We start from the raw sequence: 14,313 nt of genomic DNA on the forward strand, positions 1-14,313 counted from the left end.
GTGCGCAACGCTGACGAGATCGAAGCCGGCTACGCTGAAGCACTTCCGCGTCTCGCCATTACGATTTACCCCGATACGGGACGTAAGCCGCTTCCCGTAGACTGAGTCCAAGTCGGAACGAACATAGTCAAAGGCGGCCACCCATACGGGCCGCAACCCCACGTCTACTTCGTTCCGACTCCCGACCCACCAACCCGCTCCGGCGGGTTTCTTGTTTGCGCTTCCTGGTTTTGCCGCGTGCCTGGTGTTCGCCGTATCAATTACTTGGTGTCGCCCGCCACCCAGTCGCCCGACTTGCCCCCGTGCTTCTCCAGCAGCTTCACATTGCCCATTACCATGCCCCGATCCACCGCCTTGCACATGTCGTAGATCGTCAGCAGCGCCACCTGCACGCCGGTCAGCGCCTCCATTTCCACGCCGGTCTGGCCGCGGGTCTCGGTGCGCACGGTGCAGGCGACGGTGGCGGCGGCCTCGTCCAGCGCGAACTCGACCGCGACCTTGGTCAGCCCGATCGGGTGGCACAGCGGGATCAGGTCGGCGGTGCGCTTGGTGGCCATGATTGCCGCGACGCGCGCGATGCCCAGCACGTCGCCCTTCCTGGCGCTGCCGTCGCGCACCAGCGCGAAGGTGGCGGGTTGCATGGTGATGGTGCCGGTGGCCACGGCCACGCGGTGCGTGCTGGCCTTGTCGCCGACGTCGACCATATGGGCTTGTCCGGCGGTATCGAAGTGGGTGAGCTGGGACATGGCAGAATTTCCGGCGGGACTTGGGGCAGGTGGCCTTCGGTGTGTGGGGGAACCATCCGATGGGAACGGCTACTGGAGGCCGCTATCATAGCAACATGCCAAAACACCGATCGCTTCGCAGGTCTGCCGCACGCGGCCGTGACGCCGCGGCGGACGCCGTTCCTGGCGGCTGCGCGTCACATCGTGGCGACGGGGGTCATTGCCGCGCTGGCGGCACATGGGCGCCCTGGCGGCGGCCGCTGGCGGCGCTGCTGGCGCTGACTTTCGCGGCGCCGGCCTGGCCGCAGGGAACCACCCGCACGCCGACGGCAGCCGGCACGACCGCCCCGACGACAGCCGTCACCCGCCCCCCGGCACCGGCACCGACGGTCTCGTCGGAAGCCAGCGACCAGGTCTACGACAACCTGAACCGCAGCATCAAGGCCGGCCAGAAATCCGAGTTTGGCCTGCGCACCAACAATGCCGTGGTGGAAGCCGGCGGCGTGCAGCTGCCGGACATGGGCGACCCGTCCACCGCCTCGCTCTCGCCCGATATGGAAAAGCGGCTGGGCGACCGCTACATGCGCGAGATCCGCCGCGACCCGCTGTACGTGTCGGACCCGCTGCTGTCCGACTACCTGAACGCGCTCGGCTATCGGCTGGTGCAGGCTGCGCGGCGCCAGAATATTTCCGGTTCGACCGGTGCCGGCACCTTTGCCACCGGCTTCGACCTGTTCGCGGTGCGCGACCGCAGCATCAACGCCTTTGCCATGCCGGGCGGCTATATCGGCGTGCATACGGGGCTGTTGGTGCAGTCCGACACCGAATCGGAACTGGCCTCGGTGCTAGGCCATGAAATCGGCCACGTGATGCAGCGCCATATCGCGCGCGGCATCACCTCGCAGGACCAGTCGATGTGGATCGCGCTGGCGTCGATGGTGTTGGCGGGACTGGCCGCCACGCGCAGCCCCGATGCGGCGGCGGCGCTGGCGATGGGCGGGCAGGGCGCGGCCATCGCCAACCAGCTGTCGTTCTCGCGCGGCGCCGAGCGCGAGGCCGACCGCGTCGGCTTCCAGATCATGACCGCGGCGGGCTTCGATCCGCAGGGCATGCCGGACTTCTTCATGCGGCTGCAACGCGTGGCCGGCACCGCCGAGAGCTCTGTGCCGTCCTATGTGCGCACCCACCCGCTGACCTCGGAGCGGATTGCCGACATGCAGGACCGCGTCAGGCATGTCAGCGAGCGCAAGGTCGCCAATACGCCCGAGTACGAGTTCGCGCGGATGCGCGCGCGCGTGATCCAGGAATCGTCGCCGAGCGAGTTGCAGAACCTGCGTTCCGCGCTGCGTGCGCAGTTGCCGGGCGCGTCGACGGTGCGGGCGCCGGCGCTGCACTACGGCATCGCCTTTGCCGAGCAACGGCTGGGCCGCTACCCCGCCGCCGAGCAGGAGCTTGCCGAGGCCCGGCGGCTCTACGGCACCATCCCCGGCGCCAGCTCCGGTAGCCCGATGCTGGATGTGATGGCGGTCGAGCTGGCGCGCGCGCAGGGCCGCGTGCCCGAGGCGCTCAGCCAGGCCAGCGCGTCGATGAAGGCCTTCCCGCTGTCGCACGCGGTGTCCGTGGTTTATGCCGAGACCCTGGTCGGCTCAGGCCGCTATGAGGACGCGGTACGCTTCCTGCGCGAACGCACGCGCCAGGAAACCACTCGCAGCGAATGGTGGGAGATGCTGGCGCGCGCCTACGCGGGCCAGGGCAAGCGGCTGCAGCAGCACCAGGCGCTGGCCGAGAAGTATGCGATGGACGGTGCCTACCAGGCTGCCATCGAACAGCTGCAGATCGCGCGCAAGGCCAGCGACGGCGATTTCTATACGCTGTCCGAAGTCGATGCGCGGCTGCACCAGCTGGAGCGCCAGTACCGCGAGGACAAGCAGGACAGCAAGGGCATGCCGAACTGACGGCCGGCCCCGGACGCCCTGGTTGGCTTTACACCGCCGGCGGCTCCGGTTGGCGCACGAAGCCGAAGCGCTTCGGCACCTCGTCTTCGGCGATCGGCTCGATCGGGAGGTCGCGGCCGGCGTGGTGGAACACCCCCAGCTCAGTGCCGCACGCTTCCCCGTGCCACGTGCTGGCGCCGCTGAACAGCTCCAGGTCGTGGTCGTGCAGCAGCGCGGCCTGCAGCGCCGGCGCGGCATCTGCCGCCATGCCTTCCACGGTGCCGGCCAGCACCACGTTGCCATGCTCGTCGGCATAGCAGGCTTGCAGCGCAAACGCCTGCTGCGTGGTCGTCTGTAACACGCCCTCATGCAGCCGCACGATCCACGGCGCATAGGCCAGCGACACGAATACCCGCTGCGGCCCGTTCTGGAAGAACCAGGCGCCGCGCTCGTCGCACAGGTAGTTGCGTTCGATAAAGCCGACCAGTGCCTCGTGGCGGATCGGGTCGCCCGAGAGCCCGTGCTCCTGGGCGTACTCGTTGCGCAGGCGCCACTGGCCGCGCCGGTCCAGCGCGAGCCAGCCGTAGGCGTTGGGCACGTTGGGCCAGCGCGCCATGGCTTGCCTGACGATCTCGTCCATGTTCTGTCTCCTCTGCGGCCGGGTGCTGCGCATGCCGCGCCCGCCCTTACATCATGCTGTCGAAAAAGCGCAGGATCCGCGCCGGCAGCCATTCGATATGGCCGCCGAACTGCCCGGCGGGCAACAGCGGCAGGTGGCGCTGCCAGCCGGCGTCCGGGGTCATGAAGCCGACATGGCCGCCGTGCTCGGGCTGCTCCAGCCACACCTGCGGGCTGACATCCGCCGGACCGGGCAGGTGCCGGCCCGGCAGGAACGGGTCGTTGCGCGCGTTGAGCACCAGTGTGGGCACGGCGATCTCGCGCAGCACGGGTTTGCTGGCGGCGCGGCGCCAGTAGTCGTCGGTATCGACAAAGCCGTGCAGCGGCGCGGTGACCACGTTGTCAAAGGCATACAGGTCGCGGCTGGCCAGCATCGTGTCGCGGTCGAACAGGCCGGGGAACTGCTCCAGCTTGGCCAGCGACTTGCGCTTGAGCGTCTGCAGGAACATGCGCGTATAGACCATGTTGAAGCCCACCGACAGCGCCGCCCCGCCTGCCGCCAGGTCCAGCGGCGCGGAAATGGCCGCCGCCGCATGCACATGGCGGGCGGCGCCACCTTCCTCGCCCAGGTAGCGCAGCAGCGCGTTGCCGCCCAGCGAGATGCCCACCACCAGCAGTTTGCGCCCTTCGGCGCAGTGATGCCGGCGCATGCGCTCCAGCACCCAGCGGATCTCGGCGGAATCGCCCGAATGGTAGAAGCGCGGCGCCACGTTGAGCTCGCCCGAGCAGCCGCGGAAGTGCGGGATCACGCCCTGCCAGCCGCGCACGGACAGCGCATGCATCAGTGCCTGCGCGTAGTGGCTGCCCGAGTCACCCTCGAGGCCGTGGAACATCACTACCAGGGGCGAATTGGGCTCGACGGCGTGGGTAGTCCAGTCCAGATCGATGAAATCCTGGTCGGGTGTGTCCCAGCGCTCGCGGCGGAACGTCACACGCGGCGGGCGGCGGGTGAAGCGGGCGGGGATGATGGTCTGGGCATGGCCGCCGCGCAGCCACCAGGGCATCGTCATGCCGTCGCCGTAGCCATGCGCCGGCGGGGCGGAAGGATCGGCCTGCACGACGGGCGGCAGGCGATGGTGCGGAAGCTGCGTCATGCCAGCTCGGTGTTGCAACAGGCCGCGGCGCGGCCGTGCGGGTTCAGTGCAGCGCCTGCCCCGGCGCGGCCGCCACCGCGGCGACCTGCACCGCGTTGGCCGGGCTGCAGTGGATATGCGCCAGGCGCCAGCCTTCGTGGTTCTGCATCAGCACATAGGTGGTGTGCACGAACAGGTCGGCCTCGACGCGGTCGCTGCCAAAGCGCAGCGCCTCGGTCACGTCGAAGATCGACACGGCCATCGAGGCGTGGCTGCTGGTTTCGATGGCATCGACCAGCACCGGCTGCTCTTCGAGCAGCTGCGAGAACGCCTGGCGCAGCTGTTCGTGGCCGATCAGGCGCTGCCCGTCGGGCAGCACGCAGGTGATCGAGTCCTCGTCCAGCCACAGGCGCAGCGCGCCGTCGGCATCGCGCAGCTTGAGCGCTTCGCGAAAGGCTTCGACGATGTCTTCGGCGGAATCGAACAGGCGGGCAAAACGAGGCATGGTGGCAGTGTCAGGGGTCTTCAGGGCTGCGGCCGGGGCTGGTGCAGCAGCTTGCGCAGCTCGACGAAGACCATTTCTGGTTCGATTTCTTTCAGGCAGCGCAGGTGCCCCAGCGGGCACTCGCGCTTGAAGCACGGACTGCACTCCAGCTGCAGCCACATGATACTCGCAGCCTGTGACAGCGGCGGCGTGTGGCGCGGATCGCTCGAGCCGAAAACGGCCACCTGGGGCCGGTTCAGGGCCGCGGTGACGTGCATCAGGCCGGAGTCGTTGCAGACCGCGGCCTCGGACAGCGCCAGCAGGTCGACGGCGTCGTCCAGCGAAGTCTGGCCGCACAGGTTGCGCACGAACGGCGCTTCCTTGACGATCTCGCTGGCGATCTCGGCGTCCTTGGCCGAGCCCAGCGTGATCATCTGCGCGTACGGGTAGGAGCGCCGCAGCATCTGCGCCAGCTTGGCAAAGTGGTCGGCCGGCCAGCGCTTGGCGGGGCCGAACTCGGCGCCCGGGCAGAACGCGATCACGCGCGCGTGCGGGGCGATGCCGAAGCGCTCGGCGGTGGCCGCCACGCGCGCCGGGTCGACGCGCAGGCGCGGCTCGGTCAGGTTTTCAGGCAGGCGCGCGCCGGGCTTGAGCGCCAGGCGGGCGTAATGCTCCACCATCGGCGGGCGCTTGTCGCGCGGCGGGTTGGCGTGGCGGATGTTGAGCATGCCAAAGCGCGCTTCGCCGCGATAGCCGATGCGCAGCGGGATGCCGGCCAGCCACGGGATCAGCGCCGACTTGAGCGAGTTCGGCAGCACGTAGGCGAGGTCGTAGCCTTCGTTCTTGAGCTGCTGGGCGAACATCAGCCGCGCCGACAGCTGCAGCTTGCCGTGCGCCAGGTCTGACGGGAACACGCGGCCGATCTCGGGCATGCGCGCGAGCACGGGCGCCACCCACTTGGGCGCGAGGGCGTCGATGACCAGGCGCGGATGGCGCGCCTTGAGCAGCGCGAACAGCGGCTGCGCCATCAGGGCGTCGCCGATCCAGTTGGGGGCGATGACGAGGGCTTTCTTCATGGGCGGGGCGCTTGGAGCCGGCACGCCGGCGCGGACGCCGGCAACGCCGACGCTCCGGGGCGCCTGTGGGCGGCCCGGAGCGTCGGGGTCGTGCGAAAACCGGCGGCTCGGGTCAGTGGTGGCCCTTCAGTACGGTGCCCGGCTTGAGCTTGTAGACGGTACCGCAGTAGGGGCACTTGGCCTCGCCGGTGTCGACCACGTCGAGGAACACGCGCGGATGGTAGTTCCATGCCGGGGTGTTGGCGGTGGGGCAGTGCAGCGGAATGTCTTCAGCGCCGATTTCGATGATGGTGGCGGTTTGCGTCATGGTGTTGCAGGGAGTGAAGCTTATTGTTCGATGAAACAGCGGGTGTGCCGCGCCCGCAAGCACGGGCGCATGGCGTGAAAAGGCTGCCGGCCGGTGCTCACACCAGCGTCAGCCACTTCTTGTACTTTTCTTCGGTGCCGCCCACGGCGGCAAAGAACGAGTCCTGGATCTGCTTGGTCACCGGGCCGCGGCGGCCTTCGCCGATGATGCGGTCGTCCAGTTCGCGGATCGGCGTGACTTCAGCGGCGGTGCCGGTGAAGAAGGCCTCGTCGGCGCAGTACATCTCGTCGCGGGTGATGCGCTTTTCACGCACCTCGATGCCGAGGTCGCGCGCGATGGTCAGCGTGGCGTCGCGGGTGATGCCGTCCAGGCACGAGGCCAGGTCCGGAGTGTAGATCACGCCGTTGCGCACGATAAACACGTTCTCGCCCGAGCCTTCGCTGACATAGCCCTCGGTGTCGAGCAGCAGCGCCTCGTCGTAGCCCAGGCCGGTGGCTTCCTGGTTGGCCAGGATCGAGTTGATGTAGTAGCCGCTCGCCTTGGCGCGCACCAGCGACACGTTGACGTGGTGGCGGGTGAAGGACGAGGTCTTCACGCGGATGCCGCGCTCCATGCCTTCCTCGCCCAGGTAGGCGCCCCACGGCCAGGCCGCGATCGCCACGTGGATGGTGTTGCCCTTGGCCGACACGCCCAGCTTTTCCGAGCCGATCCACACCAGCGGGCGGATATAGCAGGATTCCAGGTTGTTGGCGCGCACCACTTCGCGCTGCGCGGCTTCCAGGGTGGCCTCGTCGAAGGGCATGACCATCTGGAAGATCTTGGCCGAGTTGAATAGGCGGCGGGTGTGCTCCTTCAGGCGGAAGATGGCGGTGCCTTCGGGGGTCTTGTAGGCGCGCACGCCCTCGAACACGCCCATGCCGTAGTGCAGCGTATGCGTCAGCACGTGGATCTTGGCGTCGCGCCATTCGATCAGCTTGCCGTCCATCCAAATCTTGCCGTCGCGATCCGCCATCGACATATCTGTTCTCCCTGCCGTCAAATTAGCAAAAACAACATTGTAAGCCGCGGGGGCATGGGTCACAACGCGATGCAGGCGTTGTGGCGGTCTAGAATCCTCTTTTCCGGGCGTTTGCCGCATTTCGGACGCCATTTCTTGCTGCTCCCACCGTTGTTGCCGGTAACCCCATCCCAGACCCGTCGTGCCTTTGACCACACATCCCGGCCCTGACGCCCTGCCCGAACCCGGCGAGGACGGCGCCAGCCCCGCGCCCGGCCCGGACTGGCAGCAGGCGCTGGCAGCGCTGCGCGCGCTGGCCGGCGCCGAACCCGCGGCCGGCGCCGAGGCCCGGCGCCTCCTGTGGGCGCTCACGCTGGACGCCGACGGCGCGCCGGGCACGATCGAGCCGCTCGAGCAGGGGCGCGGCGCGCGCGGCTGGGGCAAGCCCAGGCCGGTGCCGCTGGCCCGGGTGGCCGAGGACGACCGGCTCGAGCCGTGGGATGCCCGCGTGGCGCGCGCCATCCGCCGCGACCAGTCGCACAACCGGCGCTACGTGCTGGACCGTGCCGCGGCGGTGATGGCGTTGGTGGGCCACCCGGGCGTGGTGCTGGCGCATGCGCCGTCGCAGACGTTGGAGGTGGTGGAGGACGCGCCCGCGCTGGAAGCCGTCCACAGCGCCGGCCGCTACGTGCTGCGCATCTTCCCGCCGGTGCGCGAGGCGCCGGCGATGGAAGCCTACCTGCCGGCCGTCGCGCGCCAGGAGGCCGAGGCGCTGCGCCAGGTCACGGTGGTGCGCGACGGCCCGCACCGGCTGCGGGTGATCCGCTACACCCCGGCGCAGTTCGATGCCGCGCGGCTGGTCGGCGACGGCCTGGCGATCCCCGAGGACGGCCAGGGGCAGCTCGACCAGACCCTGCGCGCGCTGGCCGGCCACTTCCAGGTCCATGCCGACCAGGCCGTCGGCACGCGCGCGGTGGAGGCCGAGACGCGGCTGCGCGCCGAGGTGGCGCCGGTGGCGCGCGGCATCTCGCTGCGGCTGGTGGTGACGCCGCTGGGCCCGCTCGGGCCCCGGCTGGCGCCCGGCGCCGGGCGCGAACGCCTGATGGCCGCCGTGCGCGGCGAGACGCTGGCCACGCAGCGCGACCTCGATGCGGAGCTGGCGAGCGTGGCCGAGGTCTTCGCCGCGCTGCCGGTGCTGGTGACCCAGTCGCCGCCGGGCGGCGAGTACACCTGGACCCTGGACGATCCCGAGGACGCGCTGGCCGTGCTGGAAGCACTGCCCGGACTGCCCGCGGTGCAGGCCGTGGAATGGCCGCGCGGCAAGGAGATCCGCGTGCTGCCGGCCGACCTGCCGCAACTCGGCGTGCAGATCGAAAGCCGCGGCGCGTGGTACCGGCTGGCGGGCGAGCTGCGCGTGGCCGAGGGGCTGGTGCTGGAGCTGGGCAAGCTGATCGACTGGACCGGCAGCCACGCCGGGCGCTTCGTGCCGATGGGGCAGGGTGTCTATGTGGCGCTGACGCGCGCGCTGCGCGGCCGGCTGCGCGACCTCGCCGGCGTGGCCGAGCGTGTGCCCGACGGCATCCGCGTGCCGCAGATGGCCACCCCGTGGCTGGACGATGTGCTGGCCGGCGTTGGCATCGACCCCGATGCGCACTTCCGCCAGCGCATCGCGCGCCTGCGCGCGGCACGGGAAACCGAGATCGCGCTGCCCCCGACGCTGGCGGCCGAACTGCGCCCCTACCAGGAGGCCGGCTACCGCTGGGCCATGACGCTGGCCGCCTCGGGCCTCGGCGCCTGCCTGGCCGACGACATGGGCCTGGGCAAGACGCTGCAGGCGCTGGCGGTGCTGGTGGCGCGCGCCGGCGGCGGTGCCGCGCTGGTGATCGCGCCGACCTCGGTGTGCGGCAACTGGGCCGCCGAGGCGCGCCGCTTCGCGCCCACGCTCAACGTCCATGTCTATGCCGAGGGTGCCGACAATGAGCGCGAAACCCTGCTGGCCCATGCCGGCTCGCATGACCTCGTGATCGTCTCCTACACGTTGCTGCAGCAGGCGCGCAAGGACTTCTGCGCGCGCGACTGGCACACCGTGGTCGCCGACGAGGCGCAGGCGTTCAAGAACGCGGTCACGCGGCGCGCGCAGGCGATGTACGAGTTGCCGTCGGGCTTCCGCATGGCGCTGACCGGCACGCCGGTGGAAAACCGGCTGGCCGAGCTCTGGTCGGTGATGCGCTTCTGCAACCCGGGTTTGCTGGGCTCGCTGGCCCGCTTCAACGAACACTTCGCCAACCCGATCGAGCGCGGCGGCGTGCGCGAGGCGCGCCAGCGCCTGCGCCGCATGATCGCGCCCTTCGTGCTGCGCCGGACCAAGGCGCAGGTGCTGGACGAACTGCCGCCGCGCACGGAGCTGGTGATCCGGGTCGAGCCCGAGCCGGTCGAGGCTGCCCACTACGAGGCGCTGCGCCGCCAGGCCCAGACCGAGGCCGAGGCCGCGCTGGCGCGCGTGGATGCCGCGCGCAAGGCCATCCGCGGCGCGCCGGCCGGGGCGCGGGCGCGCGCCTTGGCGCAGGCCCAGCACCAGGCGCAGGCACGCATCCACGTGCTGGCGCAGCTGATGCGGCTGCGCCGCGCGGCCTGCGATCCGCGCCTGGTCACGCCCGAGCTCAGCGGCCAGCTATCGGAGGGCGCCAAGCTGCGCGCCTTTGTCGAGCTGGCCGGCGAGCTGGCGGCCAGCGGCCACAAGACGCTGGTGTTCAGCCAGTTCGTCGATTTCCTGCAGTTGCTGCGCCAGGGGCTGGAGCGCGCCGGGCTAGCGCTGCAATACCTGGACGGCGCTACCCCCGCGGCCGAGCGCACGCGCCGCGTGGCCGCCTTCCAGGCCGGCGAGGGCGATGTCTTCCTGATCAGCCTGAAGGCCGGCGGCTTCGGCCTGAACCTGACCGCGGCCGACTATGTGATCATCGCCGACCCGTGGTGGAACCCCGCCGCCGAAGACCAGGCCATGGGCCGCGCGCACCGCATCGGCCAGCAGCGCCCGGTGACGGTGTACCGGCTGATCAATGCCGGCACCATCGAAGAGCGCATCGTCGACCTGCACCGCGACAAGCGCGCGCTGGCCGACGGCCTGCTGGAAGCCGACGACAACAGCGTGGCGGGCACGGGCGCGCCGTTGCCGGAGATCGACGAGCTGGTGGGGCTGCTGCGGCGCTGACCGGTGCGGGGCGGGGCGGCGTGGTGTGGTGCACCATATGCCCGCACGGCATACTCTCAAGCGAACTCGGTCGTTTGGTTTTGGCAGGAACCTTGTTATCTTGTGGCGCTGGCCCGGGGCTCAGATCCCGGCCGGCCCCATGTTCAGTCCTGACTCTTTCCGACGGTGCCCCCATGCCTATTTCGACCCGCCTGCTTCCGCGCTTGTCCTTCTGTTCCGCTTCCCGCCTGGGCGCTGGCCTGGCCGCACTGTGCGTCGCTGCCGCCGTGACCGGTCCGGCCCGCGCCCAGGGCCCGGGCGAGTGGCCGACGCAGCCGGTGACGATCCTGATGGGCTTCACCGCCGGTTCGGGCGTCGACATCGTTGGCCGCACGCTGCAGGAATCGCTGCAGAAGTCGCTCAAGACCACCATCATCTATGACTATCGGCCCGGTGCCGGCGGCAACGTCGCTTCCGAAGTGGTGGCGCACGCCAAGCCGGACGGCTACACGCTGCTGCTCGGCACCGCTGCCACCCACGGCATTAACCCGGCGCTGTACAAGAACCTGCCGTTCGACGCCGAGGCCGACTTCACCCCGGTGGCGCCGCTGGTCGAGGTCTCCAACGTGCTGACCGTCAACCCGGCCGTGATCGACGTGAAATCGGTCAAGGAATTCATCGAGAAGGTCAAGGCCAACCCCGGCAAGTACAACTTCGCGTCCACCGGCAACGGCACCGGCACTCACCTGGCGTTTGCCGAATTCAATGCACGCGCCGGGCTCGACATGGTCCACGTGCCGTACAAGGGCGGCCCCGATGCGCTGCAGGCGGTGGTGAAGGGCGAGGTCTGCTGCATCTTCAACCAGGTGCAGAGCGTGCTGCCGCAGTACCGCGCCGGCAAGGTGCGCCTGCTGGGCGTGACCACCAAACAGCGCGTGCAGGTGATCCCCGACGTGCCGACCATCGCCGAGAGCGGCGTGCCGGGCTTCAACAGCACCATCTGGTTCGGCTTCTTCGGCCCCAAGGGCCTGGATCCCAAGATCGCGCGCAAGATCAATGACGCGGTCAAGGTGGCGCTGGAAACGCCGGCGATCCGGCAGAAGCTGGTCGATGCTGGCAACACGCCGCGGGTTGAGACGGTGGATCAGTTCAAGGCTACGGTGAAGGCGGATCGGCAGAAGTGGGCGGGGGTGGTTAAGACGGTGGGGGCGTCGGTTGATTGAAGGGGGGCGGGTTGCCTGCGGTTTGCAGTTGGTAGATGCTCGACGGCTCTCGCGGCTGGGTGACATGTTGCAGGCACAGCTTCACCCCGGCACCCAACCCTCCCTACCCCCTACCCCCTAACCCCCAACCGCGTCAACAAATGCGCCAACTGCGCCTGCGTCCCCGTCGCAGTCTTGGTAAAAATCGCCTTCAACTGCGTACGCCCAGTCTCCCGCCGGATGCCAATCAACTCACACGCCTCGGGCAGCCCGATGCCCGATGACAACTGCATCGCCAGCCGCGTTTCCGCCGGCGTCAGCCCGTAGAGATCGCGCAGCACCGCCGGCAGCGTCACCGGTGCGATGCCGGGCTCATGGATCGCCACCATCACGGTCGGGCGCTGCCAGTCGATGGCCAGGTGATGGGCCGGCGGCAGCGGCAGCAGGATGATCTGCGCCTGGCGGCCGGCGCCGTCCACCGCGCGCAGCGCCTGCGCCGGCTGCGGGTTGGCCGGGTCGGACACGGCGCGCAGCGCCTCGGCGAACGGACGCGACAGGCGCCATTCTTCCTGGCGCAGGCCCGTGGCAGACATAGCCGCAGCGCTGGTCTCGATCGACACCGCGGGCAGCAGCCGGCGCACCCAGGCTTCGCCGATGCTGTTGGTCAGCAAGGCCTTGCCATCGTCCTGGAACACGATCACACCAAACGGCAGCCGCTCCATCAGCTGCGACGAGGCGTGCGCCAGGGCCGACACCTGGTGGGTGCGGTCGCGCAGCGCGATGGCGTTGCGCACGTGCGGGATCACCCAGTCGAGCGCGCGCGCATCCTCGGGCGAATAGTGGTCGCGGCCCTGCGGGCGCTGCAGCGACAGGAACACCTCGTAGTGCGGCTTGCGCTCGACCAGGCAGGCCATCAGCGACGACAGCCCGAACTGGCGGAAGAACTCGCCATAGAAGGGCGACTGCCGCATCGCATAAGCGCCCAGCTCGCGCGAGTCTATATACCAGCTGCCCACCGCCATGCGCGGCGCAAACGGCAGCGCCGGGTCGATGGCTTCGTAGTACTCGTGATAGGCGGCCACTTCTTCCGGCACTTGGTTGACCACCTGGTTGACCAGCACGCGCTCGTGGACGGTGTCCAGCACCACCAGCGCGGCATGCACGCTGCCGCTGGCCTGGCACAGTGCGCCGAGGCTGCGCTGCCAGGCCTCGGCATCAAAGACTCCCTCGTACAGCGCGCGAATGGTCTCGTGCATCTGTGTGTCGCTCATGGCTTCCCTTCTTCTTTTTTTGTACTTTTGGTACTTCTCGTGCCTGGTAACGCGCCGGGGGCCGGCCGCCGGATCGGCGCCGGCTGGCACGCTAGGCGGGCCCCAGGTGGTGAGCTGGGGCTGCCCCTTCAGGCAGGTGGCGCCCCCCCGTCCAGCGCCGCGCCCAGGCGCGCCAACAGGTGCGTGAGCTGGGCCTGGCTGTTGGTGCCGGTCTTGTGGAACACGGCCTTGAGCTGCGTGCGCGCCGTTTCATGGCGGATGTTCAGCTGCTGGCTCGCTTCGGGCAGGCCCTGGCCGCTGGCCAGTTGCGTGGCCAGCCGGGTTTCCGCCGGGGTCAGGCCGTAGAGGTCACGCAGCACGGGCGCCAGCAACAGCGGCGCGCTGTCCGCCTCATGCACGACCACCAGCGCCGCCGGCTCCTGCCACTGCGTGGCAAAGGCATGCGATGGCGGCAACGGCAGCACGATCACCTGCGCGGTGGTGCCGTTGCGGTCGCTGGCGCGCGCGGCCTGCGCGGCTACCGTGCGCTGCGGGTCGCAGGCGGCCTGCAGCATCTCGGCGAAGGGGCGCGACAGCGTCCATTCGGAGACCTTACCGGCCGGGTCCAGGCGCCGCACCCAGCGCTCGCCGGCGCGGTTGCTCAGCAGCACCTGGCGCTGTGGCGAGAACACCAGCAGTGCAAAATTCAGGCGCTCCACCAGCTGCGTCGACAGGCGCGCCAGCGTCGTCAGCCCCAGCGTGCGGTCGCGCATCGCCATGGCGCTGCGCATATGCGGGATGATCCAGTCCAGGCAGCTGGTATCGCCAGCCGAGAACAGCGGCTGCGTGCGCGCGCGCTGCATCGAGAAATAGACCTCATAGTGCGGCTGGCGTGCGACCAGGCAGGCCACGTAGGAGTGCAGGTCGAAGCGGTGGAAGAAATCGCGGTAGAACGGGTGGCGCGCCATCGCGCCTTCGCCCAGTTCGCGCGCGTCGATATACCAGTCGCCCGGCCGCATGCGCGGTGCGAAATGCTTGGCCGGATCGATGGCCTGGTAGTCCGACTCGTATTCGGAAAACAGCTCCACTACCGGATTGACGATTTCGTTGACCGTGACTTGGTCGCGCACGGTGTCCCAGACCATCATCGAGGCATGGGCCGTGCCGGCCAGTTCCGTCAGGGTGCGCAGGCTCTGCTGCCAGGCACCGGGATCGAGAATGCCCTCGTACAAGCCACGGATCGCTCCGTGCATGTCGGCTTCTTTCATCTGACTACCCCCTGCATTCGCGACAAAATATGCGCGGTCCCGGCGGTGCGCCCCCGCGCACGCCCGGATGATTATTGTTATTTCCGCTTCTTTGTTTTTGTGGCCGCTATCGGGTCGGCTCTGGCTTGACTA

12 protein-coding genes are annotated in these 14,313 nt (G+C 69.3%); 3 read left to right on the top strand and 9 right to left on the bottom strand.

Annotation, left to right across the window (positions count from 1 at the left end; all coding sequences use genetic code 11):
- Positions 1–260: 260 nt before the first annotated feature.
- Complete coding sequence (gene moaC, locus K307_RS28415; RefSeq protein WP_042884170.1) at positions 261–746, bottom strand: cyclic pyranopterin monophosphate synthase MoaC; 486 nt, start codon at positions 744–746, stop codon at positions 261–263.
- A 95-nt stretch (positions 747–841) separates the two neighbouring features.
- Here moaC and K307_RS28420 point away from each other — a divergent pair, with 95 nt between their 5' ends.
- A complete protein-coding gene (locus tag K307_RS28420) occupies positions 842–2,680 on the top strand; it encodes a M48 family metalloprotease (protein ID WP_042884171.1) in 1,839 nt (612 codons plus the stop codon).
- A gap of 28 nt (positions 2,681–2,708) precedes the next feature.
- Here K307_RS28420 and K307_RS28425 read toward each other — a convergent pair whose 3' ends face one another.
- The 6 genes from K307_RS28425 to K307_RS28450 form a co-directional block, all read right to left on the bottom strand.
- Positions 2,709–3,299 (bottom strand): DUF2946 family protein, encoded by a 591-nt coding sequence (locus K307_RS28425; protein ID WP_042884174.1) that lies wholly within the window; start codon positions 3,297–3,299, stop codon positions 2,709–2,711.
- A 46-nt stretch (positions 3,300–3,345) separates the two neighbouring features.
- Entirely contained in the window at positions 3,346–4,431 is a 1,086-nt protein-coding gene (locus K307_RS28430; protein WP_042884176.1) for a YheT family hydrolase, read from the bottom strand.
- Positions 4,432–4,474: 43 nt separating this feature from the next.
- Positions 4,475–4,915: a YybH family protein gene (locus K307_RS28435; RefSeq protein WP_022533642.1), complete on the bottom strand. Its 441-nt coding sequence runs from the start codon at positions 4,913–4,915 to the stop codon at positions 4,475–4,477.
- Positions 4,916–4,935: 20 nt separating this feature from the next.
- The gene (waaF, locus tag K307_RS28440; protein WP_042884177.1) at positions 4,936–5,970 is read right to left on the bottom strand and encodes a lipopolysaccharide heptosyltransferase II; all 1,035 of its coding nucleotides are present in this window, start codon (positions 5,968–5,970) and stop codon (positions 4,936–4,938) included.
- A gap of 112 nt (positions 5,971–6,082) precedes the next feature.
- Positions 6,083–6,277 (bottom strand): zinc-finger domain-containing protein, encoded by a 195-nt coding sequence (locus K307_RS28445; RefSeq protein WP_042884180.1) that lies wholly within the window; start codon positions 6,275–6,277, stop codon positions 6,083–6,085.
- 97 nt (positions 6,278–6,374) lie between these two features.
- Complete coding sequence (locus tag K307_RS28450; RefSeq protein WP_042884182.1) at positions 6,375–7,295, bottom strand: branched-chain amino acid transaminase; 921 nt, start codon at positions 7,293–7,295, stop codon at positions 6,375–6,377.
- Between the two features lie 181 nt (positions 7,296–7,476).
- On the opposite strand from K307_RS28450, the gene K307_RS28455 reads away from it, so the two are divergent.
- On the top strand, positions 7,477–10,482 hold the full coding sequence (locus tag K307_RS28455; protein ID WP_042884183.1) for a DEAD/DEAH box helicase: 3,006 nt from the start codon (positions 7,477–7,479) through the stop codon (positions 10,480–10,482).
- Positions 10,483–10,655: 173 nt separating this feature from the next.
- Positions 10,656–11,684 carry a Bug family tripartite tricarboxylate transporter substrate binding protein gene (locus K307_RS28460; protein ID WP_042884186.1) on the top strand — a complete coding sequence of 343 codons (1,029 nt, stop codon included), beginning with the start codon at positions 10,656–10,658 and terminating at the stop codon, positions 11,682–11,684.
- A 110-nt stretch (positions 11,685–11,794) separates the two neighbouring features.
- On the opposite strand, the gene K307_RS28465 is transcribed toward K307_RS28460, so the two are convergent.
- Both K307_RS28465 and K307_RS28470 read right to left on the bottom strand, forming a co-directional pair.
- Entirely contained in the window at positions 11,795–12,934 is a 1,140-nt protein-coding gene (locus K307_RS28465; RefSeq protein WP_042884189.1) for a helix-turn-helix transcriptional regulator, read from the bottom strand.
- Between the two features lie 128 nt (positions 12,935–13,062).
- Positions 13,063–14,181 carry a helix-turn-helix transcriptional regulator gene (locus K307_RS28470; RefSeq protein WP_042884191.1) on the bottom strand — a complete coding sequence of 373 codons (1,119 nt, stop codon included), beginning with the start codon at positions 14,179–14,181 and terminating at the stop codon, positions 13,063–13,065.
- Between the last annotated feature and the right edge of the window lie 132 nt (positions 14,182–14,313).

Source organism: Cupriavidus necator A5-1 (genome assembly GCF_000744095.1).
GTDB lineage: Bacteria > Pseudomonadota > Gammaproteobacteria > Burkholderiales > Burkholderiaceae > Cupriavidus > Cupriavidus necator_A.

What these genes read in the sequence shown, in the direction of transcription:
- moaC (WP_042884170.1), bottom strand. Translation starts at nt 746, where the DNA reads ATGTCCCAGCTCACCCACTTCGATACCGCCGGACAAGCCCATATGGTC.
- K307_RS28450 (WP_042884182.1), bottom strand. Translation starts at nt 7,295, where the DNA reads ATGTCGATGGCGGATCGCGACGGCAAGATTTGGATGGACGGCAAGCTG.
- waaF (WP_042884177.1), bottom strand. Translation starts at nt 5,970, where the DNA reads ATGAAGAAAGCCCTCGTCATCGCCCCCAACTGGATCGGCGACGCCCTG.
- K307_RS28430 (WP_042884176.1), bottom strand. Translation starts at nt 4,431, where the DNA reads ATGACGCAGCTTCCGCACCATCGCCTGCCGCCCGTCGTGCAGGCCGAT.
- K307_RS28425 (WP_042884174.1), bottom strand. Translation starts at nt 3,299, where the DNA reads ATGGACGAGATCGTCAGGCAAGCCATGGCGCGCTGGCCCAACGTGCCC.
- K307_RS28470 (WP_042884191.1), bottom strand. Translation starts at nt 14,181, where the DNA reads ATGAAAGAAGCCGACATGCACGGAGCGATCCGTGGCTTGTACGAGGGC.
- K307_RS28420 (WP_042884171.1), top strand. Translation starts at nt 842, where the DNA reads ATGCCAAAACACCGATCGCTTCGCAGGTCTGCCGCACGCGGCCGTGAC.
- K307_RS28460 (WP_042884186.1), top strand. Translation starts at nt 10,656, where the DNA reads ATGCCTATTTCGACCCGCCTGCTTCCGCGCTTGTCCTTCTGTTCCGCT.
- K307_RS28435 (WP_022533642.1), bottom strand. Translation starts at nt 4,915, where the DNA reads ATGCCTCGTTTTGCCCGCCTGTTCGATTCCGCCGAAGACATCGTCGAA.
- K307_RS28465 (WP_042884189.1), bottom strand. Translation starts at nt 12,934, where the DNA reads ATGAGCGACACACAGATGCACGAGACCATTCGCGCGCTGTACGAGGGA.
- K307_RS28445 (WP_042884180.1), bottom strand. Translation starts at nt 6,277, where the DNA reads ATGACGCAAACCGCCACCATCATCGAAATCGGCGCTGAAGACATTCCG.